24 protein-coding genes and 2 riboswitches are annotated in these 23,571 nt (G+C 51.2%); of the genes, 9 read left to right on the top strand and 15 right to left on the bottom strand.

Features of this window, described 5'->3' with window-relative positions; genetic code table 11:
- Positions 1 to 107: 107 nt before the first annotated feature.
- Positions 108 to 863: a general stress protein gene (locus P397_RS0114905; protein WP_028107020.1), complete on the top strand. Its 756-nt coding sequence runs from the start codon at positions 108 to 110 to the stop codon at positions 861 to 863.
- An 81-nt stretch (positions 864 to 944) separates the two neighbouring features.
- Here P397_RS0114905 and P397_RS0114900 read toward each other — a convergent pair whose 3' ends face one another.
- Positions 945 to 1,769, bottom strand: coding sequence for an aldo/keto reductase (locus P397_RS0114900; protein ID WP_028107019.1), 825 nt, complete (start codon positions 1,767 to 1,769; stop codon positions 945 to 947).
- 142 nt (positions 1,770 to 1,911) lie between these two features.
- Between P397_RS0114900 and P397_RS0114895 the strand changes: the two genes are divergently transcribed.
- The gene (locus tag P397_RS0114895) at positions 1,912 to 2,937 is read left to right on the top strand and encodes an iron-containing alcohol dehydrogenase family protein (protein WP_028107018.1); all 1,026 of its coding nucleotides are present in this window, start codon (positions 1,912 to 1,914) and stop codon (positions 2,935 to 2,937) included.
- A gap of 49 nt (positions 2,938 to 2,986) precedes the next feature.
- On the opposite strand, the gene P397_RS0114890 is transcribed toward P397_RS0114895, so the two are convergent.
- The 5 genes from P397_RS0114890 to P397_RS0114870 all read right to left on the bottom strand — a co-directional run bounded on the left by P397_RS0114890 (position 2,987) and on the right by P397_RS0114870 (position 6,697).
- Positions 2,987 to 3,949, bottom strand: coding sequence for an EAL domain-containing protein (locus P397_RS0114890; protein WP_028107017.1), 963 nt, complete (start codon positions 3,947 to 3,949; stop codon positions 2,987 to 2,989).
- Positions 3,950 to 4,146: 197 nt separating this feature from the next.
- A complete protein-coding gene (locus P397_RS0114885) occupies positions 4,147 to 4,419 on the bottom strand; it encodes a DUF1294 domain-containing protein (RefSeq protein WP_028107016.1) in 273 nt (90 codons plus the stop codon).
- A 9-nt stretch (positions 4,420 to 4,428) separates the two neighbouring features.
- Positions 4,429 to 5,163, bottom strand: a complete 735-nt coding sequence (locus tag P397_RS0114880; protein WP_028107015.1) for a TPM domain-containing protein — start codon at positions 5,161 to 5,163, stop codon at positions 4,429 to 4,431.
- Positions 5,160 to 5,753, bottom strand: coding sequence for a LemA family protein (locus tag P397_RS0114875; protein WP_026833999.1), 594 nt, complete (start codon positions 5,751 to 5,753; stop codon positions 5,160 to 5,162). The genes P397_RS0114880 and P397_RS0114875 overlap by 4 nt, the downstream gene beginning before the upstream one ends.
- Before the next feature lie 107 nt (positions 5,754 to 5,860).
- Positions 5,861 to 6,697, bottom strand: a complete 837-nt coding sequence (locus P397_RS0114870; protein WP_028107014.1) for an undecaprenyl-diphosphate phosphatase — start codon at positions 6,695 to 6,697, stop codon at positions 5,861 to 5,863.
- A gap of 171 nt (positions 6,698 to 6,868) precedes the next feature.
- Here P397_RS0114870 and P397_RS0114865 point away from each other — a divergent pair, with 171 nt between their 5' ends.
- Complete coding sequence (locus tag P397_RS0114865; protein ID WP_028107013.1) at positions 6,869 to 8,971, top strand: heavy metal translocating P-type ATPase; 2,103 nt, start codon at positions 6,869 to 6,871, stop codon at positions 8,969 to 8,971.
- Between the two features lie 117 nt (positions 8,972 to 9,088).
- Here P397_RS0114865 and P397_RS0114860 read toward each other — a convergent pair whose 3' ends face one another.
- The 3 genes from P397_RS0114860 to P397_RS0114850 form a co-directional block, all read right to left on the bottom strand.
- Positions 9,089 to 9,901: a ZIP family metal transporter gene (locus P397_RS0114860; protein WP_035387680.1), complete on the bottom strand. Its 813-nt coding sequence runs from the start codon at positions 9,899 to 9,901 to the stop codon at positions 9,089 to 9,091.
- A 69-nt stretch (positions 9,902 to 9,970) separates the two neighbouring features.
- Positions 9,971 to 10,300 carry a YolD-like family protein gene (locus P397_RS0114855; RefSeq protein ID WP_028107012.1) on the bottom strand — a complete coding sequence of 110 codons (330 nt, stop codon included), beginning with the start codon at positions 10,298 to 10,300 and terminating at the stop codon, positions 9,971 to 9,973.
- Positions 10,284 to 11,609 carry a Y-family DNA polymerase gene (locus tag P397_RS0114850; protein ID WP_028107011.1) on the bottom strand — a complete coding sequence of 442 codons (1,326 nt, stop codon included), beginning with the start codon at positions 11,607 to 11,609 and terminating at the stop codon, positions 10,284 to 10,286. The genes P397_RS0114855 and P397_RS0114850 overlap by 17 nt, the downstream gene beginning before the upstream one ends.
- A gap of 205 nt (positions 11,610 to 11,814) precedes the next feature.
- On the opposite strand from P397_RS0114850, the gene P397_RS0114845 reads away from it, so the two are divergent.
- Positions 11,815 to 12,465, top strand: a complete 651-nt coding sequence (locus tag P397_RS0114845) for a pentapeptide repeat-containing protein (protein WP_028107010.1) — start codon at positions 11,815 to 11,817, stop codon at positions 12,463 to 12,465.
- A 55-nt stretch (positions 12,466 to 12,520) separates the two neighbouring features.
- On the opposite strand, the gene P397_RS0114840 is transcribed toward P397_RS0114845, so the two are convergent.
- From P397_RS0114840 to P397_RS0114815, 6 genes are all read right to left on the bottom strand, one after another.
- Positions 12,521 to 13,276 (bottom strand): MBL fold metallo-hydrolase, encoded by a 756-nt coding sequence (locus P397_RS0114840; RefSeq protein ID WP_028107009.1) that lies wholly within the window; start codon positions 13,274 to 13,276, stop codon positions 12,521 to 12,523.
- A 69-nt stretch (positions 13,277 to 13,345) separates the two neighbouring features.
- Positions 13,346 to 13,855: an arsinothricin resistance N-acetyltransferase ArsN1 family A gene (locus P397_RS0114835; protein WP_026833991.1), complete on the bottom strand. Its 510-nt coding sequence runs from the start codon at positions 13,853 to 13,855 to the stop codon at positions 13,346 to 13,348.
- Positions 13,856 to 13,999: 144 nt separating this feature from the next.
- On the bottom strand, positions 14,000 to 14,539 hold the full coding sequence (locus P397_RS0114830; RefSeq protein ID WP_028107008.1) for a 1,2-dihydroxy-3-keto-5-methylthiopentene dioxygenase: 540 nt from the start codon (positions 14,537 to 14,539) through the stop codon (positions 14,000 to 14,002).
- A gap of 15 nt (positions 14,540 to 14,554) precedes the next feature.
- Positions 14,555 to 15,175, bottom strand: coding sequence for a methylthioribulose 1-phosphate dehydratase (locus P397_RS0114825; protein WP_028107007.1), 621 nt, complete (start codon positions 15,173 to 15,175; stop codon positions 14,555 to 14,557).
- The gene (locus P397_RS0114820; RefSeq protein ID WP_028107006.1) at positions 15,172 to 15,831 is read right to left on the bottom strand and encodes a 2-hydroxy-3-keto-5-methylthiopentenyl-1-phosphate phosphatase; all 660 of its coding nucleotides are present in this window, start codon (positions 15,829 to 15,831) and stop codon (positions 15,172 to 15,174) included. The genes P397_RS0114825 and P397_RS0114820 overlap by 4 nt, the downstream gene beginning before the upstream one ends.
- A complete protein-coding gene (locus tag P397_RS0114815; RefSeq protein WP_028107005.1) occupies positions 15,828 to 17,018 on the bottom strand; it encodes a 2,3-diketo-5-methylthiopentyl-1-phosphate enolase in 1,191 nt (396 codons plus the stop codon). Before P397_RS0114815 ends, P397_RS0114820 begins: the two co-directional genes overlap by 4 nt.
- An 80-nt stretch (positions 17,019 to 17,098) precedes the next feature.
- Positions 17,099 to 17,200, bottom strand: a riboswitch (SAM riboswitch).
- 207 nt (positions 17,201 to 17,407) lie between these two features.
- Positions 17,408 to 17,510, top strand: a riboswitch (SAM riboswitch).
- A 78-nt stretch (positions 17,511 to 17,588) separates the two neighbouring features.
- Here P397_RS0114815 and mtnK point away from each other — a divergent pair.
- Genes mtnK through P397_RS0114790 form a run of 5 tightly spaced genes read left to right on the top strand, consistent with a single transcriptional unit; the run spans position 17,589 to position 23,442 of the window.
- Positions 17,589 to 18,758 carry an S-methyl-5-thioribose kinase gene (mtnK, locus tag P397_RS0114810; protein WP_026833986.1) on the top strand — a complete coding sequence of 390 codons (1,170 nt, stop codon included), beginning with the start codon at positions 17,589 to 17,591 and terminating at the stop codon, positions 18,756 to 18,758.
- Entirely contained in the window at positions 18,755 to 19,801 is a 1,047-nt protein-coding gene (mtnA, locus tag P397_RS0114805) for an S-methyl-5-thioribose-1-phosphate isomerase (RefSeq protein ID WP_028107004.1), read from the top strand. The genes mtnK and mtnA overlap by 4 nt, the downstream gene beginning before the upstream one ends.
- Positions 19,802 to 19,820: 19 nt before the next feature.
- On the top strand, positions 19,821 to 20,903 hold the full coding sequence (locus P397_RS0114800; RefSeq protein ID WP_028107003.1) for a sugar ABC transporter substrate-binding protein: 1,083 nt from the start codon (positions 19,821 to 19,823) through the stop codon (positions 20,901 to 20,903).
- A complete protein-coding gene (locus tag P397_RS0114795; protein ID WP_028107002.1) occupies positions 20,900 to 22,420 on the top strand; it encodes a sugar ABC transporter ATP-binding protein in 1,521 nt (506 codons plus the stop codon). Before P397_RS0114800 ends, P397_RS0114795 begins: the two co-directional genes overlap by 4 nt.
- Positions 22,417 to 23,442 carry an ABC transporter permease gene (locus tag P397_RS0114790; RefSeq protein ID WP_028107001.1) on the top strand — a complete coding sequence of 342 codons (1,026 nt, stop codon included), beginning with the start codon at positions 22,417 to 22,419 and terminating at the stop codon, positions 23,440 to 23,442. The genes P397_RS0114795 and P397_RS0114790 overlap by 4 nt, the downstream gene beginning before the upstream one ends.
- Positions 23,443 to 23,571 lie beyond the last annotated feature (129 nt).

Here is a 23,571-nt window from a genome sequence, read left to right as displayed (position 1 = left end):
TACTTTTCTCATCCGAGCCGACTTGGTGGCATATTTTAGTCGGAAAAAGGAAATAGTCCTTATAAGACAGTACGTCACTAAAATCGTGCATAAGGGGATGGATCGGTATGAAAACAAAACAGTATATCGGAACGTTTTATAAAGAAGAAGAATTAATCTCGAAAATGGATGAGTTGCATCAGCAAGGTCATCGCGAAGAAGATTTTTATATCATCGTCAAAGAGAAATCGAATCTGCAACTTGTCCGCAGTCAAATGGACGCAGAGATCGCGACGACGAAACCGTCATGGATCGATCGGATCCGCGGCAATCAAGGACGTGACCAAGAAGTGGATAATTTGTTTGGTTCACTTGATTTACCGGCAGATCAAGTCGAAGTCCATAAAACGGAAGTCGAAGGCGGCGGATTCGTCTTGTTGCTCGAAGTCCAGGACATTCAGTTTGATCCCCATCTAAATACAGACAATACACATCCGGACGTCAAAGTACGTTACGGCAGCTATGAAGAGACGCATACATCAGACGATGCGAACTCCAACGCCCAATTGGGATCGGGGAATCCGCTTGACGTCGACAAGGATTCAAAAGAAGAACATGCCGAAATCGATTTGCACCGGGCAGGAACAGACAAGATGCCGCAAGACGAAGAGGCGATCGAGAACACGAAGCCGGCCGGAGATCGCGAACCAAACGTAGCGATGCGTCGTGATGATGACTTCAAACGTCCGGAGTGGGAAGAACAAAAAGCCCGTCACGAAGACGAGAAGACGGATGACAAAGAGGATCTTCATCGTCCAAACCGTTCCGCCGACCGCACAGACGATTTGGCGAAACAAGACCACGGAAATGATTTGGATCGTTAATCAAAAAGTGATGAGTTGAAAATCGTTTGTAACACAGATTAAGGTGGCAGATTTCAAATCTGCCACCTTGATTTTTTTGTCTTATTTTTTATGCATGTCATCCGGATTGGAACCGGTCCGTTCATTGCGGTTCAATTGGTCGATGTGGTTCATCTCGTCCGCCGACAACACAAAGTCAAATACGTCCAGGTTTTCCCGGATTCGGCTTGGGGTGACGGATTTTGGAATGGCGATGATCTCGTGTTGAAGGTGCCAGCGCAAAATGACTTGGGCCGGCGTCTTGTCGTGTCGCGCTGCGATGTCCACGATGACCGGTTCTGTCAAGGCGTCGCGTCCTTTCATCAGTGGACTCCATGCTTCGACGAAGATACCGTGTTCCCGGCAAAACGAACGGATCGCTTCCTGGCTCAGGAACGGATGCAGTTCGATTTGGTTGACGGCCGGCACAACCGTTCCTTCTTCGAGAATCCGTTTGAGGTGCGGGACGTGGAAGTTCGAGACACCGATGGCTTTGGTTTTTCCTTCGGCATAGAGGTGTTCGAGCGCACGCCATGTGTCCATGTATAAATCCTCATCCGGCATCGGCCAGTGGATTAAATAAAGATCGACATAGTCGACACCCAGTTTGTCGAGGCTCGTTTGAAACGCAGCGAGCGTCTGATCATAACCTTGATCCTTGTTCCAGACTTTCGTCGTCAAAAAGATGTCTTCCCGGGGAATTCCCGAATCCCGCAAAGCGCGTCCGACACCGGCTTCGTTCTCATAAATCATCGCCGTATCGATGGACCGGTAACCGGCCTGTAGTGCTTCCCGTACCGCTTCATAAACCTCTTGTTCCGGTACTTTAAAAACACCGTACCCGAGTTGCGGCATGACAAGTCCGTTGTTTAATGTGATGAATTCCATTTTGAATCCCCCTTAGTTCAGCAATGTTCTGCTTATTTAGTGTACGCCTTCTGTTGCTGAAAATCGAATCAAACGAAGGGTTGAACTCAGCGGGGGACTTCCGTATACTGAGCGTTAACAAATAATGGAATGAGGGATAACGATGATTCGTCAAGCAGTTTTGCAATACATACATGAAGAACGGGCGGTTGATCGGCTCACAACACTGTTAGCGGATCGAAAAGCCGTCATGCTGCACGGGAAACAGGCGCTCGAAGCCGCCCGAGGCTATCTTCCGGAACTACCAAAAATCGAGTTCAGCGGACATTGTACGGATCAACAAGTTGAGCGGTTGGCAGAACGATGTGCGACGTACGAAGTCATCGTCGCCGTTGGCGGAGGGTCATTGATTGATACGGCAAAGCAGGTCGCCGTCAAACAAAACCGTCCCTTGATCGTCATTCCGACGCTTGTTTCAAATTGTGCCCCGTGGACACCGCTCAGTGTCATGTATGATCAGCAGGGACAGTACGTGCGGTTTGATACGATTCCCGTCGTCATCGAGGCTTTGTTGCTCGATCACCGGATTCTTGCCAATAGTCCATATGATTATTTCGTTGCCGGACTCGTTGATACGTTAGCCAAGTGGTATGAGGCACGCGCCCTCAGCGGCACATCGGCAGACGATCCGGTTGTCGAGTCCGCGTTGCGGATGGCCGAACACTGTAAAGCGCTGATTTTGCGGACACCGATCAGTCCGGAACAATTTAAAGCCTATCCGTCATCCATTCAACACTTGGTGGAGACGGTCATTCCGCTTGCTGGAAGTGTCGGTGGATTTGGTGACGAAGCGACGCGCGGAGCGATCGGACACGGTGTTCACAACGCATTGTCACCGTTCCCTTCAACCAAAACAATCCTCCATGGAAGCAAAGTCGGGTATGGCTTGTTGGTCCAGGAATTATTGCTTGGTGAAACACAGTCTTACGAAGAATTACAGCACTATTTAAAAGACAATCAGCAACCGACGACAAGTACAGAGCTTGGTTTGACGGAAGCGGAGCGAGAAAATTTAGCGGAACGAATTGGTCAAGAACCCCTCTGTCAATTGATCGAGACCGATCTGTCTCCCCGTACGATGTTGGCAACTTTAATGAAAAATGATCAACAAGCCGTTCGTTCGCATTGAGTACACGTTAAAAAAATCCTGCCCCCGAACATCCGGAGGCAGGATTTTTTTATTGGGCTTTGGCAAGTTGTTGATACGGGGCAGGACGACCAAGCAGGTATCCTTGTCCGAAGTCAAAGCCCAGTTCCCGGCAGAGGTCGAGTTCTTCTTGGCGTTCGATGCCTTCTGCAAGAATTTGAATGCCCATCTCTTTTGTTAAATAACGTGCTTTTCGTAAGAAGGCTTCATTTTCTGCGACCGTATCGCAGTGGGAGATGAAGGCACGGTCAATTTTAATGTAATCCGGTTGCAGGAGTGACAACATATCGAGCGTCGAGAATCCGGCACCGACATCGTCCAATGCGACTTGAATGCCTTGTTTTTTATACTGTTCGAACACGTGCTTTAAATGATTGATGTCTTCGATTTTTTCCGTCTCAACAACTTCAAACACGAGTCGGCTTGGATCGACATTGTATCGTTCGACGATTTCGAACGTATGGCGGAGACAATACTCCGGATTGTAGATTGTTGAAGGAAGGAAGTTGATAAATGTCTTCGCCGTACCGCCGACTAAATGGGTCGCACGGATCGCTTCCTCACGTGCCCGTTGATCGAGTCTTGAATGGAGTCCCATCTTCGAAGCGGTCGAGAAGAGCAGACCAGGCGACATCGAGACATTTTCGTCTGCTGCCCGAAGCAACGCTTCATTGGCAAACAGGGTGTTGTCCTGAATGTTAAAGATCGGTTGCAGATGACTGGTCATGATTCCATTTTGAATGAAATCGATCGTCTGCCGGTTGTGTAACTGCTCCAGTAAAACAGAAGCAGCGAGAACCGGTGTGGCGAGACGTGATCCAACTGCCCGGCAGGAGACCGGGAAGTCAGCAATACGTAAAGTCGCTGTCAGTAATTGTTCCAGTTCTTCAAAAGAAGCGTAGGAAAACACTTCGGATGCAGGGGACTGGATATGTAGAGAACCAGTCTCGATAAAACGGATTGTCGTTGTACACTCGGCGCAAGGATGCCACATGAATGGGTGTCCACCTCTCTTATTTCAAATACACGTGAAAAAGATGTATTTATTAAATTGGTTAAACTCTTTACCCGAAGATAATCTATATACAAACCTGATATCAACTATTTACCTCTCCATTGACCAAAGTAAAAAAAGAGAGAGACGAATTCGTCTCTCTCTTTTATCGGTTGATTAGTACATAATCTAAAGCATCACGACCGGATCCATAAAATCCAGACGGTCGCATGGAGTAAAATCGCGAGCGGAACGAACAATTGAAACTTAGCGGTCCGTGTTTTATGACGGACAAGTTGCATCGCAAGCAATGTCCCGAGTGCCCCACCAAGAAAAGCGATCGTCAACAAGGTGGCTTCCGGTGTCCGCCAGGCCCGTTGTTTCGCTTGGCGTTTATCCCGCCACATCGAAACAAATCCGATTACGGTCATCACGCCGTAAAATAGAAGGATACTCGAGTAAAGTGTCATGTCAAATCCTTACCTTTCTGCGCCACCGCCGCCGGAACTTCCGCCGCCACCACGACTGCCACCGCCACCACCGCCTCGCATGATGGCAGAGAACAGGTTGATGATCGCAAAGAAGAACATGCCGCCGGTGAACTTCATATCAAGAAACAGCAACAAGACGAGACCGGCGCCGATCAAGACTTTTGCCCATGTGCTCAACCCGCTGTCGTTAGTTTGTTTAACCGGATCTTGTGATTCGAGCGATTGTTCTTTTGAGATGAAGCTGACGACGGCTTTGTACGTTTCGGAAGCCGCCTTGCCATACTCACCTTGATCGCGGTACGGAACCGCGTACTTGTCGAGAATCCGTCCGGCGGTAATATCCGTCAAGATGCCTTCCAGCTTGTAACCGACCTCGATTCGAAAATTTCGGTCTTGTTCGTTTGGAGCCACGACGACGAGCACTCCGTTATCTTTCCCGGCTTGACCGATGCCCTGCGCCCGGAATGTCTCATTGGCATACGTGCTTAGATCCTGTCCTTTTAAATCAGGGATGGTCTTCAGGACGACTTGTGCCGTCGTATACTGTTCGAGTTCTTGACCGAGACGAGCGAGTTCCGCTTCTTCCGACGCAGACAGCAGCTGGGCATCATCTTGGATGAAGAATGCTGCGCCCGTGCGTTCTGACACGGCTTCGGCAGTCGGAGTCAGAAGGAAGAAGACGAGGAACGCGGTGAAAAGCAGTCGCGTTCTTCGCCAAATCATTTCGAATCACTATTGAAGTCAACCGTTGGATTTTCACGGTCACTTTCTGAGATTTCATAATATGGTTTTTTCTCAAAACCAAACGCCGAAGCATAAAGCGAAGTTGGGAAACTGCGACGTTTTTTGTTGTAGACGGTCACGGCATCATTATAATCTTTTCGTGCGATACCAAGACGGTTTTCTGTTCCTTCCAGTGTATCCATCAACGATTGGAATCGTTCGCTTGATTTAAGTTCCGGATACGTCGTTTGCAAGGCAATCAATCCGCGAAGCGAAGAGGTGACTTGCTGATCGGCTTCAATCCGTTGTTCTGTCGAAGCCGCACGGGCAAGACCCGCTTGTGCCTCGGCGATATCACCGTAGACTTTTTCTTCCTGACCGGCGACGCCTTTAACTGTTTCAACCAGGTTCGGAATCAAATCCGCCCGGCGTTTAATCTGATTGTCGACTTGTGACCATTTGTTTGAAACGTCTTCTTCGACGTTGACGAGACTGTTGTACTGTCCAATCGCTAAAAATGCGATGAGGACGACGACGGCAATCCCGATGATGAGAGGTAACTTGGACCCTCCACGATTTCTGCGTGCCATAACTACGTTCACTCCTTTTTCTGTATCTCAACTATATATACCCTAATCACTCTTAATTAGTTTCATGAAAATGAAAAACTACCAGCGATTCGCTGGTAGTTTGAAAATTACAGATAAACGATGACGGCAAGAATTGCTGCCAAAACGAGACGGTAGATTGCAAACGGGACAAGTTTGATCTTGTTAATCAGTTTCAAGAAGAAACGGATCGACAACAATGCAAAAGCGAATGAAGCGATGAAACCGACTGCATAAAATCCAAGGTCTGCTACTTTGATATACTCCCAGTTCTTGAAGAGTGACAAGGCACTCGCGCCGAACATGATTGGAACAGCCATGATGAAAGTGAAGTCCGCTGCCGTCCGGTGGTTCATCCCGAGGAACACCCCTCCGGAAATCGTTGAACCGGACCGGGAGAAACCGGGCCAGAGCGAGATACATTGGAACAGACCGACGAGTGCTGCTTGACGGTAAGAAATTTGGTCAAGCGTCGTGGTTTTCGGTTCTTTTGGTCCGAATTTATCGGCTGCGATCATCAAGATTGCTCCGGCCGCAAGACCGATGATGACCGTATCGATCGAGAAGAGGTTCTCATCGATGAAGTCTTCAAACAACAGACCAAGAACGGCTGCCGGGAGTAAACCGATCAGAACGTGACGCAATTTCAGTTTGTGTGTACCCGTTGCATCATGTTCGCCTTCGATCTTATAGAGACCAATCAGGCTGAACAACCGTTTCCAAAAGACGACGATGACGGCGAGGATCGATCCCAGCTGGATGACGATCTTAAACGTATTCGCGGAATACTGACCTAAGAATTCTGATGTCTGGAGCCACATATCGTCAACGATGATCATATGTCCGGTTGAGGAAACAGGGGCGAATTCCGTCATCCCTTCGACGAAACCGAGTAAAAGTGCTTTAAGTAATTCAATGATAGTCATGTTATTCTCCTTCTATATTTTTCTAATTAAAAACATATCATGTTTTATTCTTCTGAGATAGAACTAATCGAAATATCGGGCGCAGGTCTGAGTCAAATATGACTTGTCGCAGACCAAAAAAGGGAGTACACTGATTTTATAATCAAACAATCGTTTGAATGAGGTGAGAAGATGGAAACCAAAACAGAACGACTTCACGTGACCGGAATTGATTGTGCCAACTGTGCAGCCAAAGTCGAACGCGGTGTTTCGAACGTCAACGGCATCGAGCAAGCCAATTTGGATTTTGCCGGGCAAAAACTGTATCTGACGTACGAAAAAGAAGCAATACTCGACGACACCTATCGCGCGGTCGTTAATCGAGTTCAGGAACTGGAACCCAATGTTGTGCTCACGCGACCGGATGCACCAGACGGCGAGGACGATCACGGTCATCATCATGAGCACGGACCGTTTTTGACCCGGACGAAAAAAATTCAATATGGTGTGGGTCTGCTGTCCTTCGCCGGGGCGTATCTCGTCCCGGGATCAATTGACCTTCTATTTTTTGCGATTGCGTACTTATTGATCGGATGGGATGTCTTGCGAACGGCCGTCCGGAACATACGACACGGACAGGTGTTTGACGAGAACTTCCTGATGTTCATTGCGACGATCGGTGCGTTTTTGATTGGCGAATATCCGGAAGCCGTCGCCGTGATGCTGTTTTATCAAATCGGCGAGTTTTTCCAACATCGTGCGGTGGATCAATCCCGGAAATCGATTGCTGAACTGATGGACATCCGCCCGGATGTCGCGACGCTTGCAGACGGACGACAAGTCCGGCCGGATCAGGTGACGATTGGTCAGCGGATTCTGGTCCGGGCAGGCGAAAAAATCCCTTTGGACGGGACGGTCCTTGAAGGGGAAGCCTTCATCGACACAACCGCCCTGACCGGCGAGTCGGTCCCGCGACGGGTCCGACCGTCCGATTCGATTTTAGCCGGGACGATCAATACGGATGGACATCTGTTGATTCAAGTCGACCGCCGGTATGGTGAGTCAACGGTTGCTAAAATTCTTGATTTAGTGGAAAACGCGTCGCGTCATAAAGCACCAACAGAAAAATTCATCACCCGCTTCGCGCGTGTCTACACACCTGTCGTCGTTGTGATTGCAACATTGCTCGCGGTCGTGCCACCACTCCTGATCAGCGGGGCGACATGGGGGGACTGGATTTACCGGGCACTTGTCTTCCTGGTCATCAGTTGTCCGTGTGCGCTTGTCATTTCGATTCCGTTAGGATTCTTCAGCGGGATTGGTGCTGCTTCAAAACGGGGGATTCTCGTTAAAGGGGGTAATCACCTTGAAGCGTTGCAACAGCTGGATACGGTCGTGTTCGATAAAACCGGGACCCTGACAGAAGGGGTGTTTGAAGTCGTCGAACTGCGTCCGGCAAGTGGATCGGACGAAGAACTGTTGCAGGCGGCTGCGACGGTCGAACAACACTCCAATCATCCGATCGCGAAATCAATCCAACGCCTGTACGCGACGCGTGGTGTCGTCAGAGTGGCGGGACAAGACTACCGGGAAGTGGCCGGATCCGGTGTCACCGGACGGTTTGGAACGGATCAGCTGGAGGCGGGGAACGCCCGTTGGTTCAAGGAACTGGGCTTTACGCCGCTTGATCAGACGGAAGACGGGACGTATGTCCATGTTGCCAAAAATGGAACGTACCTCGGGGTTATCCGGATTGCGGACCGGATTAAATCCAGCACAATCGACGCCTTACAGGATCTAAAAAAACTGGGTGTCCGTCGAACGGTCATGTTGACCGGCGACCGGCAGGAGACGGCACAACGAATCGGTCAACAGATTGGCATCGATCAGATCGAAGCGGAACTGTTGCCGGATCAAAAAGTCGACCAGCTGGAAGCGATTTTGCGACAAGCAAAAGGAAAAGTCGCGTTCGTCGGAGACGGCATCAACGACGCTCCGGTCCTGACGCGGGCCGATGTCGGCATCGCGATGGGCGGACTCGGCAGTGACGTCGCGATTGAAGCGGCAGACGTCGTCTTAATGACGGATGAACCGAAGCAACTGGTGGAAGCGATCCACGTCGCGCGTGCCACCCGGAAAATCGTCTATCAGAACATCATCTTTGCGCTCGGTGTCAAAGGAGTGTTCTTACTCCTCGGTGCCTTCGGGATTGCGACGATGTGGGAAGCGGTATTTGCAGACGTCGGTGTGACTGTTCTTGCGGTCTTGAATGCGATGCGGATTTTACGGAAGTGATGTTTTTTAAATAAGACAAGGGTGGCAGAATTGTAATCTGCCACCCTTGTCTTTGTAGACGCTGACTTTTGAGTCAGCGTCTTATTTTGATGCGTAGAAAACAATCAACAAAAGAGATTAGCCTAATGCGACGTCAAGAATCATCATCACGGTGAATCCGACCATTAACCCGAGTGTGGCCAAGTCTGAGCCGTTTTCCGCCTGTGATTCAGGAATCAATTCTTCGACAACGACGAAGATCATCGCACCGGCAGCGAAAGCCAACGCATACGGTAACAGCGGTTGAATGAAGAAGACGGCAGCTGCACCAATCATGGCGGCAATCGGTTCGACGATTGCGGACAGCTGTCCATAATTGAAAGCACGCCGGCGTGACATCCCTTCACCACGAAGCGGAATCGACAAGGCCGCCCCTTCCGGCATGTTTTGAATCCCGATCCCAAGCGCGAGTGTCAACGCGCCGGCGACTGTCGCCCCGTCCATGTTGAGCGCGGCTGCACCAAAGGCAACACCAATCGCTAAACCTTCCGGGATGTTGTGTAAAGTGATCGCGAGAAACAATAAGGTCGTCTTTTTTAAACCGGTCGACGGACCTTCGGCTGTTTCGAGCGGAGCAGACAGATGAAGATGGGGGGTGACGAAGTCAAGCAACCGGACGAAGAATCCACCTGCCAAAAAGCCGAGCGCCGCCGGCAACCAGGCAATCCCGCCATCTTTTTCCGTAAACTCGATCGCAGGGGCGAGCAGGGACCAAAAGGAAGCGGCGATCATGACGCCGGCGGCAAAACCAAGCATCATGTTCATGACGCGTTTTTCAATGGTCGTAAAAACAAATACAAGTGCTGCACCAAGTGCAGTCAGTCCCCAAGTCATCATCCCGGCAAGTAACGCCTGCAGGACGACGGGGAGTCCGATGAACCAATCCATCATCTACATCATTCCTTCTTTCAATCACGATTCGTAAAATAAGTGCGCGAGGTATGATGCCTCCTGTCTCTTCTACCCGTTTTCAATCCGAACAATTCCCATAAACGGAATTTGAATCCGTGAAGCCCCACGTAGAACCACATACGCGTGTTCACGATGAATGTGTTCGATGAAACCGGATGTCGTGACGTAACCTCTTTCACTATAATACGTGATTTCCAACTCGTTTCCTTCTATTAAGGCTTCTTCAAGCAGGAACTGCCATGGATACTGCAATTGTTCATCGATGACCGGAAAATCAATCCGGTGTTTTTCGAGATAATACGCTTTGAGCAGTTGAACGTGTTCCGGCATCAGAAAGGGAATCCATTTGAGATTTCCGCGGTCACGGTAACGTGTCATGCAGGTCACCTCCCGGGTGACCGCCGACGAACCGGAGCCGGCGTTTGGCGACACTCGTATCAAGGAAGGACACAGCAAGACGGATCGTTCCTTTGCCATACCGCAGATTGACACGGTCCATCGCTTTTAACAACCGTTTTCTGCGCCAGACTTTTCGGTTGTCTTCAAACAGCGACAGTTGCAGGGTCCCCTGATCTGCTGTGAGCTGACCAAGTGCAACCGACAAAAAACGAATCGGCTCGCCTTCCATCCAGTTCGGTTCGAACAGTTGGAGCAGATGACGCAACAGAAGCCGTTCATCAGCGGTCGGATAGGGGAGACGGAGTTGTTTGGAAAAACCCGATCGTAAAACATGCCGGGAATAGCGGACACCCAGATGAACCGTCCAACCGACTTGATTGGAGAAGCGCACCCGGGCCGCGACGTCACCCGCCAGTTCAGCCAGAACCAAACGGATCTGTTCATACTGGTAGTAGTCACGCATCAGGGTCACACCATGTCCGATTGTTCGCTGCACAGCAGGTGAAGTCTGAAACAATGCCGTCGGATCGATCGTCGTCGGTGAACTGTCAATGCCCCATGCGTGATGCCACAGTTCGGCTCCGAGCACACCAAACCGTTCATGAAGGTCTTCGACGCGGGAGGCCGCCAAATCGCCGATCGTTTCGATGCCGAGTGCCAACAAGTGCTGTTCCATCTTTTGACCGACGCCCCACATCTTTCGAATCGGAAAGTCGTGTAGCAACCTCGAGACATCTGCATAGCCGCACCGTGCGATACCTTCGCGTTTTCCGAGTAAATCGAGGACCAGTTTCGCGACGACATTGTTTGGACCGATGCCGATGCGGACTGGAATGCCGGTTTGCTCCCAAATGGCGCTTTGAATGGCCTGGGCGGCTTCATCGTCTGTCCCGAAAAGACGTTCCGTTCCGGTCATGTCGATAAAGTTCTCGTCGATGGAATAGATGCGGATGGCATCGAGCGGAGCGAATTGATGTAACACATCAAGCACTTCGATTGATGTTTTCATATAAGCCAGCATTTGCGGCTCGACGAGCAGGATCTGCTTCCGTTCCCGGACCGGCAACTGTTCGATCTGATAAAGGCGGCTGGCCGTCTTGATTCCAAGTTTTTTTAAAGCCGGACTGGCTGCTAAGACGACGGATCCGGAACGTTTTAAGTCAGAGACGACAGCCAGTTTTGTTGTAAGTGGAGGTAAGTTCCGATACCGGCATTCACAACTGGCATAAAATGAGACACTGTCGATGCAGAAAATGCGTCGATCCGGAAAGGGGCTTTCAGGATACACAGCAAACACTCCTCTTTCATTAAAAGAACGTTTGTTCTTATTTTTGATTTGACTATACCATGGTCTCAATGGGTCTCAAATCAAAAATCCAAAAAAGAGTCAATGTGGCAGAGAAGAAAACAGGGCAAATAGACGACCGCTTGTTCGCCAATCTTTGATACACTGGTAAAGGCAGAACCAGTGTAAAAGGAAGAAGGGGACATGAATGAAAAAGCAACAGCTGATTCAGTTACCAGAGTTACCGAGTCGTTTGACACCGGAAAGATTTGCGGACGTCGAAATCGATGACCCATACCTGTACCAAACGATTTATGAAAAAGAGACGTTGCCAATCGAGTTGACGGACCGGTTGGATGCCAACCAAGTCTGCTTTCGGAATGTTTCGTTCGCGGGTCTCGTCTTTGAACGGGCGACGTTTGAAAACGTTCGGTTTGAACAGTGTGATTTGACGGGGTGTCAATTTCATGACAGCCGTTTCCATCGTGTCGTCTTTGAGGATTGTCGTTTGACCGGCGTCCAATTTGAAACGAACACGATTGACCATGTGACGGTCAAAGGATGTCAGGCGAATTATGCGCAAATCATCCGCACGGCATTACGTCATGTCTCGATTGAACAGACAGCGATGCGGGAGAGTCATTTTTTCGAGATGAAACCGATCGATTTACGGTTCGATGAGGTCGATTTGACGGAGAGTCAATGGGTGGAGACTGCGTTGCAGGGACTTGATCTGCGGCACGCTGACCTATCCGGTCTGACGATCGACCCGCGGTTCCTGCCGGGGGCGATCGTCACGGAAAGTCAGGCGATTACGTTCGCACGATTGCTGGGACTCGTCATTCCAAGCCACGATTAAAAAAACGAAGTCCACTTTCCCGGATCAGACCGGAACGGTGGACTTCGTTTTTATTTTAGAAGGAAATCGTTTCGCCGTCATCCGGAATGAGGAAATGAGCGGACAGATGATGGGCAGCCAGGAAATCAGCAATCATGTCACGGCGCAGCAGACAATGATTGACGGATTCAAGGTGGGAGACGATGATCGTCGCCTCAGCGGCGGCTTGATGAACAGCGAGTAAATCGCGCTGGGACATCGTAATCGGTTCACCGGTCAGGAATTGAGCGGCACCACTGTTGACGACGATGATGTCAGGCGCATACTGTTCGATGGCGGTTTCGACCTCATCACACCAAATCGTATCGCCGGTGATATAGAGTGTCGGCTCGTCGGGGTGCGTCAAGACGATGCCGGAGACCGTTCCCATCCGTTGACCGATTTCACCGACCCCGTGTTGCCCTGATGTGTGTGTGACGCGGATGTCGCCAAGCGTCAATCCATTCTCAAACGACGAGACGTTCGTGAATCCGGCTTCGCGGATTGTCGCTACGTCCGCCTCGTTTTGGGCGTAAAGTGGAATCTGTTTTGGCAAAAGTTCCTTCGCCGCTTCATCAAAGTGGTCGGCATGCAGATGCGTCACGAAAATCGCATCGGGATCAAGTAACGTTGAGACGTCGACCGGTAAGTCAACGAGCGGATTCGGGACGGCGTTTGGCGTCTCGCCAAACGGCGGTAAGGTTCCTTTTTCGCCGAGAAACGGATCGATTAAAAATACTTGGTTGGCATAGGTGACGACGAGTGTGGCGTTACGGATTTGTTGAATGTCCATGGGCAGTCTTCCTTTCCTGTCTGGGAATGCTTCACTGTTCGTTCATTTCCCATTCGGAAGCCGGACTAATCATATCTGGTCGTCAATCGTCTTCGGAAGCAGCTTTTCCATCGCCAGAACATCGACATAGTAGCCGTTGAGCATGCCTTGCTCCTTAAACGTCCCGACGATCCGGAATCCGGACCGGATATAGAGTTTTTGACCCAGCTTATTAAACGGGAAGGTAAACAGGATCAATTTATGGAAGCCGTGCGTAATCGCGTGTTCCTCGATGATCCGTAAGAGCTGTCGTCCGATGCCTTGACCGCGGTGGGTTCTTGTGATGTAGACAGACAGTTCACCGACGGATTGATAGACCGGACGCGGATTGTAGGGATCAAGTGAGATGAAGCCAAGAATCGTCGTCCCTTCATACGCGACGAAACCGGCGTAACGTGTCGTCCGTTCCTGATACCAGTCTTTCATGAAGGACAGGTCCTTGGTATCCGTTTCAAGCGTTGCAATCCGGTCTTCGATTCCTTCGTTATAGATGGCGAGGATATGCGGTAAGTCAGCTTCCTGGACGGGTCGAATCATCATGAACGTGTCCTCCTGTTCGAGAGTCTTTTCTTCATTATATAGGAGGAAACGAAAACAAGCGGCATGTTTGTAGGATAGGAATTGCAAAAAAAAACAGACTGCCGGGCTTGAAGCCGCGGGGCAGTCTGTCCTGAGAAATCCTTTTTAGTTGGTCGTCTCAAGTGTGTCTTTTTCATAAATCGGCACCCAACCGTCCGTCGTCACGAAAATCCGTACGGCAACGACTTGACGGTCGTCCTGGAGCGTGAAGTAGTGGCGGGTGTTGACCGGGACGGAAATCAAATCGCCCGGGTTCAGCTCGATGTTGTAATAACCGACTTCGTCATCTTGGATTGCGAAGACGCCATGACCACTGACGATGAAACGGACTTCATCATCCGTATGGTGATGTTCCTTCTGGAAGTTGACGAGCAACTCGTCCAAGTTTGGTGTCGCATCCGACAACGAAATGATATCTGCCGTCTGATAACCGCGGCGTTCTGACACATCCGTGATTTCAGCTTGGAACGTATCGAGAATCGTTTGTTTGTCTTGATCCGTCAATGTATAGTTTTCAACCAGCTCCGCCGGCAGTTTCGAGACGTCCCATTGTTCGTAGAGTACGCCGCGTGAGGCAAGGAATGAAGATACCTCGTTTTGATCCGTATACCGTTCGTTTGTCTGTTGGAAAAGTACTGTTGCCATTGTAAATTCCTCCTTTTAATGAATCGCCTGTCGGCACGTTTGTAGTTTTAAGGTGTAACTGAACAAAAACTCGAATGCTTCCAACTGTTTTTTGGCTTCAAAGGCAGTCGGTGCCCAGACGGTGATACCGTGATTGCGAATCAGGACAGCGCCGCTCTCGGCATGTACATGCGCTGCAAAGGCAGCGGCAAGTGTCGGAATGTCGGCATGGTTCGGGATGATCGGCACACGGATTTCCGCATCTTCTTCCCAACGGCCGAGTGCCTTGATGATTTCCTGACCGGCAAACCGAATCTCGCCTTGGTCGCCGTACAGTTCCGAAATGACATTATTGTCAATCGTATGGACGTGAAGGGAACAGCCGGCAGTCGTTCGGTTGAAGACCTCGACGTGGAGCAACGTTTCGGCAGAGGGACGGCCCGTCTGTTCGCCGATCAGTTGACCGGACGCGTCGACATGGACGAAGTCATCCGGTGTATCCTGCCGTTTGTCCTTCCCGCTTGCCGTCACGAGAAATTCAGTCGGTTGATCGGCTGTCCGGATGGCGAGATTGCCGCTTGTGCCGGGGAACCAGTCGCGTGCTGCAAGTTCCTGTTTGACGGCCCGTAATTCTTCGTATCGTTTTAAGAAGATCATGTGTACACCACCTTTGTCTGGAGATGATTTAAGATGTCATGAAAGTTTTCAAACGGTGTATACGGGATGCCGTGCTGTTCACACAGCGTGATCAGATAATCCCGTGCATAAACGTGATCCGCCTGCTTGGCCAGTTCAAAATCCGTCACGGAGTCGCCGATCGCGATGATCGTATCACCGTCCTCCTTGAGCTTCCGGGCGATCGAGGTTTTGCAACAGCCGCATTGATTTGTACAGGCCGCGTCGCAGGCATGCGGCCATTCGATTCGAACCGTCTCCTGGCTGAAGTCACTGGCGTTGCAATAAATCGCTTCGTCCGTCAGTACATCCGCAAGAATCGGCTGGACAAAAAAGTCGATCCCGCCGCTGACGATGGAAAAGTCAATCTCGTTTGATTTGGCAAAGGCGAGTAAGGTGTCGAAGCCGGGACGGATGACCGCCCGTTTCATCAAGAAATCAATGTAGTCCTGTTTTTGACTGGACGGAAGCAGCTGAAACATCTGTCCGACGCCGGACTGGATCGAGAGCGACCGGTCGAGCACACCTCGTTTTAACGGTTCAAATTTTTCCGGCGGCGCGAACTCCTGCATCAAGGCGATGATATTATCGTGCTCCGTTACCGTGCCGTCAAAGTCACACAAAATCCGGATCGTCATTTCGTAATCCCCCAAGCATCGAGGGCGACACGTAATTCCTCGTGCCGGTGGGCGGCACTTGTCAGTGATTCACCGGCCAGTGCCGCGTCAAGTGCCTGGCGGAAAGCGATGACTCCGGCCGCAGCACCTTGCGGATGACCATGGACACCGCCGCCGGCATTGATGACGGAATCGACGCCGAAATCACGAACGAGCTGAGCGACGAGACCCGGGTGGATTCCGGCGGACGGGACCGGGAGAATCGTTTTGGTCTCACCGATTCGGGTCGCTTCGACGGCAATCCCGCGGGCTAAGTCTTTGGCGAGGGCGACATTCCCGTACGGCGACGGGAACAGTGTCAAGTCGGCACCGGCAATCCGCGGCAACGTTCCGAGCAGGACCGGGGCGGCAATCCCGTACTCGGGACTGGCGATCAAGGCACCGCTCAACGCCGGGTGATTAAAGATCGGGACCGGGATTTCCGGATCGGCTGCCAGTTCCCGCAAGACGTCGAGCCCGTATGTAAACGTGTTGAGCAGGAGCGCTGTCGCTCCGGCTTCGACCAGTCGTTTCGCCTGTTCTTTCAAGCGGAAGACCGGACCACTCAACGTAATCGCATAAAGGGCCCGTTTACCGGTCCGTTCATAATGGGCATCGAGGACTTCCCGTCCGATCCGCGCCCGGTCGAGTGCCGGTGTCAACGGATTGTCGTATAAGATTTCGTCATCCTTGACGAGATCAATCCCGCCGGCAAGCTGGGCTTCGAGTTGTTCCCGTAAAAAAACGAGGTCCCGTCCGATGACGCCTTTGAAGATGCTCATCAACAGGGGACGGTCATGGACTTGGATCAATTGGCGGACGCCCTCGATGCCGAATTTAGCACCGGGGAAGTCCGGTGTGAACGTAGCGGGAAGCTGGAGATCCGTCAGTTTGATTTGACCGTCGAGCGACAGCTTGCCGAAGACGGTCGTCAAAATCGCCGAAAAGTCCCGTGAGACGTTGTGTTCCGGATAACGGATCGTGACATACCCTTTTCCGTCGTGTTCTTCCGTGTGGACGACTTGTCCTTTAAAGGATTCAAGCTGTTGTTGTTCCAAATGATTCAAATCGGTCCATGAGCCGACCGTCAGACCGAGGGCGATTTGCTCTGCCCGTTTTGGTAACTGATCGGTCACGCCGAGTTGGTAAGTTGCGGTAATGTACGCCATGATCGTCGTCTCTCCCTTGTTAAAAAATACAAAAATGGTCCCTCGTCAATGACAAGAGACCATGAAAAATTGCGCGTGGACTCTTATCTGTCAGCGTGTTAGCTGCAAGAATTAGCACCGTGCCAAGTGGTCGGTTGCTGCGACATCGTAGGGCTCGTCCCTCCGTCTGCTCTTGATAAGAATTGGATGAAATTGTGAAATCTAATTGCAATTTTTACATGAGATGACGGACTTGTCAAACTAAATTTTGAAAATTTATTTTTTTGAAAATACTCCTTCTATAGATGTCTCCATTTTGAGCGGATTGCACTAAAATTTGGAATTGACAGAGGGTGGTCGGCGCACGTAGTATTCAAATCAACATCAAACCACACGACAACTACATATGACTCTTATCGTGAGTTGGCAGAGGGAATTGGCCCGAAGACGCCGCAGCAACCGACCATCCGGCACGGTGCTACATCCAACAGACATTCGTCTGAGAGATAAGAGGACGGAGTATTCTACTGCGCCTCTTTTCTTTGACGAAAAGGGGTGTTTTTTCGTGTGATCATCAAGGGGGAAATCAGAATGGGATATCAAGCATTTACAGTACAAGACGCCATCGAACGGGTCCGGACACTCGGTCTGATCGGCAATGAACCGGTGACGGCAGAAGAAATCGGTGACGGCAATTTAAACCTGGTCTTTCGGATTCATGCGGGGGACCAGCACCTGATTTTAAAACAAGCGTTACCGTATGCGAAGGTCGTCGGTGAAAGCTGGCCGCTGTCGCTCGAACGGGCATGGATCGAACAGTCAGCGTTAAAAGAATTCGCGAAAGTCGCGATTCCGTTTGTCCCGCGTGTGTATCATGCGAGCAAAGAAGAAGCCTTTACAGTGATGGAAGACTTGTCTCATCTGACGATCGTCCGGGCTGGATTGCTTGAGGGAGAGAAGTATCCGTTGCTCGCGGAACACATCGGTTCCTATTTGGCCCGGACACTGTTTTATACGTCGGATTTTGCCCTCGGACCGGTCGCGAAAAAACAGATCGCCCGTCAGTACTACAATCCGGATCTGTGCGACATCACAGAGAAATTGATCTTCACGGACCCGTTTTACGACGCGGAAACGAATGCGATTGAAGCCGGACTGGAAGCGGAAGTCGACCGAATCTGGAACGACGCGGAGCTGAAACGGGAAGTCGCGAAGCTCGAAGCACTGTTCATCACGAAAGGTGACGCCTTGCTGCACGGCGACTTACATACAGGCAGCATCTTCGCCTCGGCGGAAGAAACCAAGGTCATCGATCCGGAGTTCGCGTTTTACGGTCCGTTTGGGTTTGATGTCGGTCAGTTCATCGCCCATCTGTTTTTTGCCGCTTATCCGGACTATGACCGGTTGCGCGAGGAACGGATCAAGGACATCGATACGTTTTGGCTGACGTTTGCGTCGACGTTCAAGGCGTTGTGGGAGCGGGAAGCGGTGGAGCCGTTCCGTTCAGCGGACGGTCTCGTCGAGGATGTCCTCAGTACGATTTTACAAGATGCGCTTGGATTTGCCGGATGCGAGTTGATTCGCCGGACGATCGGACTGGCACCGGTCGCGGACTTGGAACAGATTACCGATCCGACCGTCCGTCTCGAACGAAAACGTCATGCGTTACGCCTCGGTGCTGCACTGATCAAACGCCGGACGGAATGCAAGACGTTTACGGATCTGCGGAACTTTGACGTAACGGAGGAACTCAGCCGATGAGTCAATTCGTTCAGAGCATCATCTATGAAAACGGGACAGTGACGATCTTGGACCAAACCCGTCTCCCGGAAGAAGAACGGTATGAAGTCATTCACGATTTGGCGCAGGCGATTGAAGCGATTAAACAACTGCGTGTCCGGGGGGCGCCGGCAATCAGTTTGTTCGGTGGTTTCGTCCTCGTGCAGGAAGCGTTTCGGACGACAGGATCGCTTGACGAAGTGAAACAGGAACTGCTGACGGTGTCGGCCCAATTACTGGCCACCCGGCCGACCGCCGTCAATTTGCGGAACGTGCTCGACGAACTGAATCAGCTCATTGTTTCGGCCACGACGCTTGCAGAACTGCCGAAACGTCTGGAACAAAAAGCGGTGGCGCTTTATGAAGCGGATGCCAAGACGTCACGGCAAATCGGCGTGCATGCTTTGGAGCTGTTTCAAGCGGATGACCGGGTGTTGACGATTTGTAATGCCGGATCGATTGCGACAGCGGCTTACGGGACGGCACTGGCCCCGTTTTATCTCGCCAAGGAGCAAGGCATCCCGTTATCCGTCTATGCGTCGGAAACACGGCCTTTGTTGCAGGGGGCGCGTTTGACGACATGGGAGTTGCAACGGGCAGGGATTGACGTCACCTTGATCACGGACAATATGGTCGCGCATACGATCAAGGAAAAGCAGATCACCGCCATCATCGTCGGAGCGGACCGGATTACCCGAAACGGGGATACGGCCAATAAAATCGGGACGTTCCAGCTGGCATTACTCGCACGTGCCTTCGGAATTCCGTTTTACGTCGCCGCGCCGCTGTCGACGTTTGACTTAACGAGTTTATCAGGCGACGAGATTGAGATCGAAGAACGGGCAGCGACGGAAGTGACGCAGTTTGCCGGACAGGTGACGGCGCCTGCCGGTGTACCGGTCTTTAACCCGGCGTTTGACGTGACACCGCACGAGCTCATCACCGCCATCATCACGGAACTGGGCGTCATCGAACGACCGAGTGTGGAAACGATCGAACAGACGGTAGGACAACAGACCATTTAAACAGACAGGGGAGATCCAGATGAAAAAATTAGCATTTGCTGTACTTGCACCGGCGGTCTTGCTGGCTGCTTGCGCCAATAGTGAAGCGACACCGACGAAAAAAATCAGCGGTGTACCGGAAAGTGTCCAAGGAGACGTCAAGATTGCCGTCATCCGCAATCTCGCGTCCGATGATCATACGAAACAATTTTTGGACGGTGCCCGGTCAGAAGGGGAAGCGTTTGGTTTTGAGGTCAACACGTTCATCTCCGAAGGCAATGACGTCAAGTTCAAGGAACTGGTGGCACAAGCCGTTCAGCAGGATTATGACGGACTGATCATCTCACACGGAAAAGAAGATTATGCCTACGACATGATCAAACCGGCAATCGACAAAGGGATTAAAGTCGTGACGTTTGATACGGTGACGAAGAAAAAAGACCAGACGTTAAAAGGCATCACAGAGACCTTCCAAGATGATCACAAACTGGCGCAACTTTCACTCGATGAAGTGACAAAAGTGAAGGACGACAAGCCGGTCCGGGTCATCAAATTATGGTTTGGTCCGGGATTTGCACCGCTGGACCGCCGTCAGGAAATCTATAAGACATACGAAGCCGACGGCAAAATCAAGACGCTTGAAACGGTTGGACCAACGAACTTCCAGGATGTCCAAGGCGATATTGCGACGAAGATGAACGCGATTCTCGCCAAATATCCGAAAGGAAGCATCGATGCCGTCTGGGGAGCATGGGATGAAGTGGCCAAGGGCGCCTATAAATCCTTAAAAGATAACAAACGTCAGGAAATCCCGTTAATTTCAATCGATGTCTCGAACCAAGACATTAACTTGATGCGTGAGAAAGGCAGCAACTGGGTGTCGACGAGTGCCGTCGATCCGCACTTGATCGGACAGACGGACATGCGTCTGCTGGCGAAAAAACTGGCCGGTGAAAAAACACCGGACAGCTTTGACCTGGATGCTAAATTAGTCGAGCAAAAGGCGCTCAAAGCAGATACGACGATGTACAATCTCGATACGATCATCAAAGGCTGGAGCACGTCCGAGAAATTCAACGAACCTTGGATGGAAAAACTGCGGAAAGCGAACGCTTCGAAATGACACAGTCCGATGTGACCAACCGGCTCGAGATGCGTGGGATCTCAATTGAATTCCCGGGTGTCAAAGCGCTGGATGAGGTGGATTTTTCCGTGCGCCGCGGGGAAATTCATGCGCTCGTCGGAGCGAACGGAGCCGGTAAGTCGACGCTGATGAAAGTATTGGCGGGAGCGCATACGTCGTATGACGGGACGATTTCGTTTGAAGGTGTGCCGTTGACGATCGATTCGCCGCGTGCCGCCAAACGAGCGGGGATTGAAATCGTCTACCAAGAGGTCGATACGGCACTGATTTCGTACTTGACGGTCGCAGAAAACATTTGTCTCGACTTGTTGACGAACGGACAGCTCAAAGGGGTCATCCGGCAACGGCGTTTTGAACAGATTGCACTGGAGGCGCTCGGGAAACTCCAGTCTTCCATCGATGTCCGGCAACGGGTCAGTGAACTGCGTCTTGCCGACAAGCAGTTGGTCTTGATTGCCCGGGCACTCGTTCAAGACAGCCGTTTTTTAATCCTGGATGAACCGACGGCTCCGCTCAGTCAGCGGGAGACGGAGCACCTGTTTCGGGTCATCAAGGAACTGGCGACACGTGAACAATTGGGCGTGATTTTCATCTCACACCGCCTTCAGGAGTTGTTTACGATCTGTGAGTCGATTTCCGTCATGCGTGACGGGAAACTGGTCGCCCGCCAAGCATTGGTCGGACAAACAAAAGAGACGATCGTGGAACAGATGCTCGGAAGACGTTTGCAACAGACAGACCGGCAAACAAGGCCCGTTGGACAAGCGTTGCTCGAACTCGATCAAGTATCGGTCACGGGACAGCTGGATCAGCTGTCATTGACGGTCCACGCAGGTGAAGTGATTGGGATTGCCGGACTTGTCGGAGCGGGAAAAACCGAGCTCTGTAAGACGATTTTTGGGGCGATTCCGACTGCGGCAGGACAGATTCGAGTAGCCGGCGAACCGGCAAACATCCGGTCGCCGCACGAGGCCGTCAGCCGCGGGATTGGTCTGGTTCCGGAAGAACGGCGGAAAGAAGGTATCCTTGTCGCGGATCCGATTTACCAAAACATGACGGCGGCGAGTCTCAAACAATTCGTCAATCGGTTCGGTTGGGTCCAGACCGGTCAAGAACGGACTGCCGCCAAGGACATCATCAAACGATTGGCGATTAAATCAACGGATGAAACGCAACACGTGGCGGGACTTTCGGGCGGGAATCAACAGAAGGTCGCGATCGGTAAGTGGCTCCTCGCCGACGCATCGATCCTGCTGCTCGACGAACCGACGAAAGGCGTCGATGTCGGGGCGAAACGGGAAATCTTCCACGTGATTCATCAACTGGCTGAACAGCAAAAAGGGATTCTGTATGCTTCCAGTGAATTCGATGAATTGCTGACGGTGACGGATCGGATTTATGTCATGTATGACGGCAAAATCGTGTTCGAGACTAAGACCTCGGAGACGACCGAAGAGCAATTACTGTTATACGCGACAGGGGGGACAACGTCATGAACGAAGTACTGCACGAACCAAGCACGGAACAGGAACACAAAATGGACCGGCAACCGGCCGGTAAACGAATATTACGCTTTTTGAATGATTGGGGGATCGTCCTCGCAATCCTCGCACTCATCTTCTTTTTTGCTGTAACGGCACCAAGCTTTTTACAAGGGGCAAACCTGATCAACATTTTACGCAGCATCTCGATCGTGACGATCATTGCGATCGGTTTGACCGTCTCGCTGACCGTCAACGGTTTTGATCTATCGGTCGGTTCAACCGCGACATTTGCCAGTTCGCTCGTCGTATCATTTTTTGTCTGGTACAGCCTCCCGCTTGGCTTGTCGATTGGCTTGGCGATTTTGATTGCCTTAAGCGTTGCGCTGGTGAACGTGCTGTTGATCGTTAAATTCAAGATTCCCGACTTATTTGCGACACTGGCGACGATGTTCATTTTTGAAGGGGTAGCGATGACGTATACCGGAGGTGGATCGATCAGTGCCGGGATGCCGCGACTCGACGGGACACCGACGGTCGGGATGATTCCGGAAGGATTTTTGACGATCAGTCAGGCGCCGTGGATCATTTTCATCATGCTGGTCGTCGTTGCGGTAACACATCTGTTTTTGAACCATACACGACACGGCCGCTTCTTATACATCATTGGCGGAAATCCGGAAGCGGCACACTTGACGGGGATCCCGGTGCAGCGTTACCGGGCACTGGCCTATGTAATTGCCGGGGGGCTCGCAGCGGTCGGAGGCATTCTCCTCGCTTCACAAGTCGGCTCGTCGCAAATTAACGCCGGATCCGGCTATTTGATGCCGGCGGTCGCAGCAGCGTTCATCGGTTCGTCGTTTGCCGGACAAGGGAAACCAAATGCTGTCGGTACACTCGTCGGAGCCTGCTTGGTCGGGGTGCTCGAAAACGGACTGGTGATGTTATCTGTCCCTTACTATTCCTTGAACATCATCAAGGGAGCTGTCCTGGCACTGGCCTTAGCCTCAACCTATTACCGCTATCAGAAAAAATAATCAAAAAAGTAGGTTTAACTTCTAATAGAATCGGTAATATTCAGTATATGAAAGGATGGTGATGCACATGAATGATTACCAATGTATAGGGAACGATCGCATGTCGCTTCGAGGAGAAGAGGATCACCG

Origin of the sequence: Exiguobacterium undae DSM 14481 (assembly GCF_000620805.1) — a bacterium.
Taxonomy (GTDB): domain Bacteria; phylum Bacillota; class Bacilli; order Exiguobacteriales; family Exiguobacteriaceae; genus Exiguobacterium_A; species Exiguobacterium_A undae.
Note: the sequence above shows the minus strand (reverse complement) of the source record. Positions and strands in the feature narration are given on the sequence as shown.

Coding starts and splice junctions, on each gene's coding strand:
- P397_RS0114905 (WP_028107020.1), top strand. CDS start 108: ATGAAAACAAAACAGTATATCGGAACGTTTTATAAAGAAGAAGAATTA.
- P397_RS0114900 (WP_028107019.1), bottom strand. CDS start 1,769: ATGGAATTCATCACATTAAACAACGGACTTGTCATGCCGCAACTCGGG.
- P397_RS0114890 (WP_028107017.1), bottom strand. CDS start 3,949: ATGTGGCATCCTTGCGCCGAGTGTACAACGACAATCCGTTTTATCGAG.
- P397_RS0114825 (WP_028107007.1), bottom strand. CDS start 15,175: ATGATCTTCTTAAAACGATACGAAGAATTACGGGCCGTCAAACAGGAA.
- P397_RS0114855 (WP_028107012.1), bottom strand. CDS start 10,300: ATGACACGTTACCGTGACCGCGGAAATCTCAAATGGATTCCCTTTCTG.
- mtnA (WP_028107004.1), top strand. CDS start 18,755: ATGAGTCAATTCGTTCAGAGCATCATCTATGAAAACGGGACAGTGACG.
- P397_RS0114895 (WP_028107018.1), top strand. CDS start 1,912: ATGATTCGTCAAGCAGTTTTGCAATACATACATGAAGAACGGGCGGTT.
- P397_RS0114845 (WP_028107010.1), top strand. CDS start 11,815: ATGAAAAAGCAACAGCTGATTCAGTTACCAGAGTTACCGAGTCGTTTG.
- P397_RS0114835 (WP_026833991.1), bottom strand. CDS start 13,855: ATGATGATTCGACCCGTCCAGGAAGCTGACTTACCGCATATCCTCGCC.
- P397_RS0114865 (WP_028107013.1), top strand. CDS start 6,869: ATGGAAACCAAAACAGAACGACTTCACGTGACCGGAATTGATTGTGCC.
- P397_RS0114875 (WP_026833999.1), bottom strand. CDS start 5,753: ATGGCACGCAGAAATCGTGGAGGGTCCAAGTTACCTCTCATCATCGGG.
- P397_RS0114870 (WP_028107014.1), bottom strand. CDS start 6,697: ATGACTATCATTGAATTACTTAAAGCACTTTTACTCGGTTTCGTCGAA.
- P397_RS0114830 (WP_028107008.1), bottom strand. CDS start 14,539: ATGGCAACAGTACTTTTCCAACAGACAAACGAACGGTATACGGATCAA.
- P397_RS0114800 (WP_028107003.1), top strand. CDS start 19,821: ATGAAAAAATTAGCATTTGCTGTACTTGCACCGGCGGTCTTGCTGGCT.
- P397_RS0114815 (WP_028107005.1), bottom strand. CDS start 17,018: ATGGCGTACATTACCGCAACTTACCAACTCGGCGTGACCGATCAGTTA.
- P397_RS0114790 (WP_028107001.1), top strand. CDS start 22,417: ATGAACGAAGTACTGCACGAACCAAGCACGGAACAGGAACACAAAATG.
- mtnK (WP_026833986.1), top strand. CDS start 17,589: ATGGGATATCAAGCATTTACAGTACAAGACGCCATCGAACGGGTCCGG.
- P397_RS0114840 (WP_028107009.1), bottom strand. CDS start 13,276: ATGGACATTCAACAAATCCGTAACGCCACACTCGTCGTCACCTATGCC.
- P397_RS0114885 (WP_028107016.1), bottom strand. CDS start 4,419: ATGACACTTTACTCGAGTATCCTTCTATTTTACGGCGTGATGACCGTA.
- P397_RS0114860 (WP_035387680.1), bottom strand. CDS start 9,901: ATGATGGATTGGTTCATCGGACTCCCCGTCGTCCTGCAGGCGTTACTT.
- P397_RS0114795 (WP_028107002.1), top strand. CDS start 20,900: ATGACACAGTCCGATGTGACCAACCGGCTCGAGATGCGTGGGATCTCA.
- P397_RS0114880 (WP_028107015.1), bottom strand. CDS start 5,163: ATGATTTGGCGAAGAACGCGACTGCTTTTCACCGCGTTCCTCGTCTTC.
- P397_RS0114820 (WP_028107006.1), bottom strand. CDS start 15,831: ATGACGATCCGGATTTTGTGTGACTTTGACGGCACGGTAACGGAGCAC.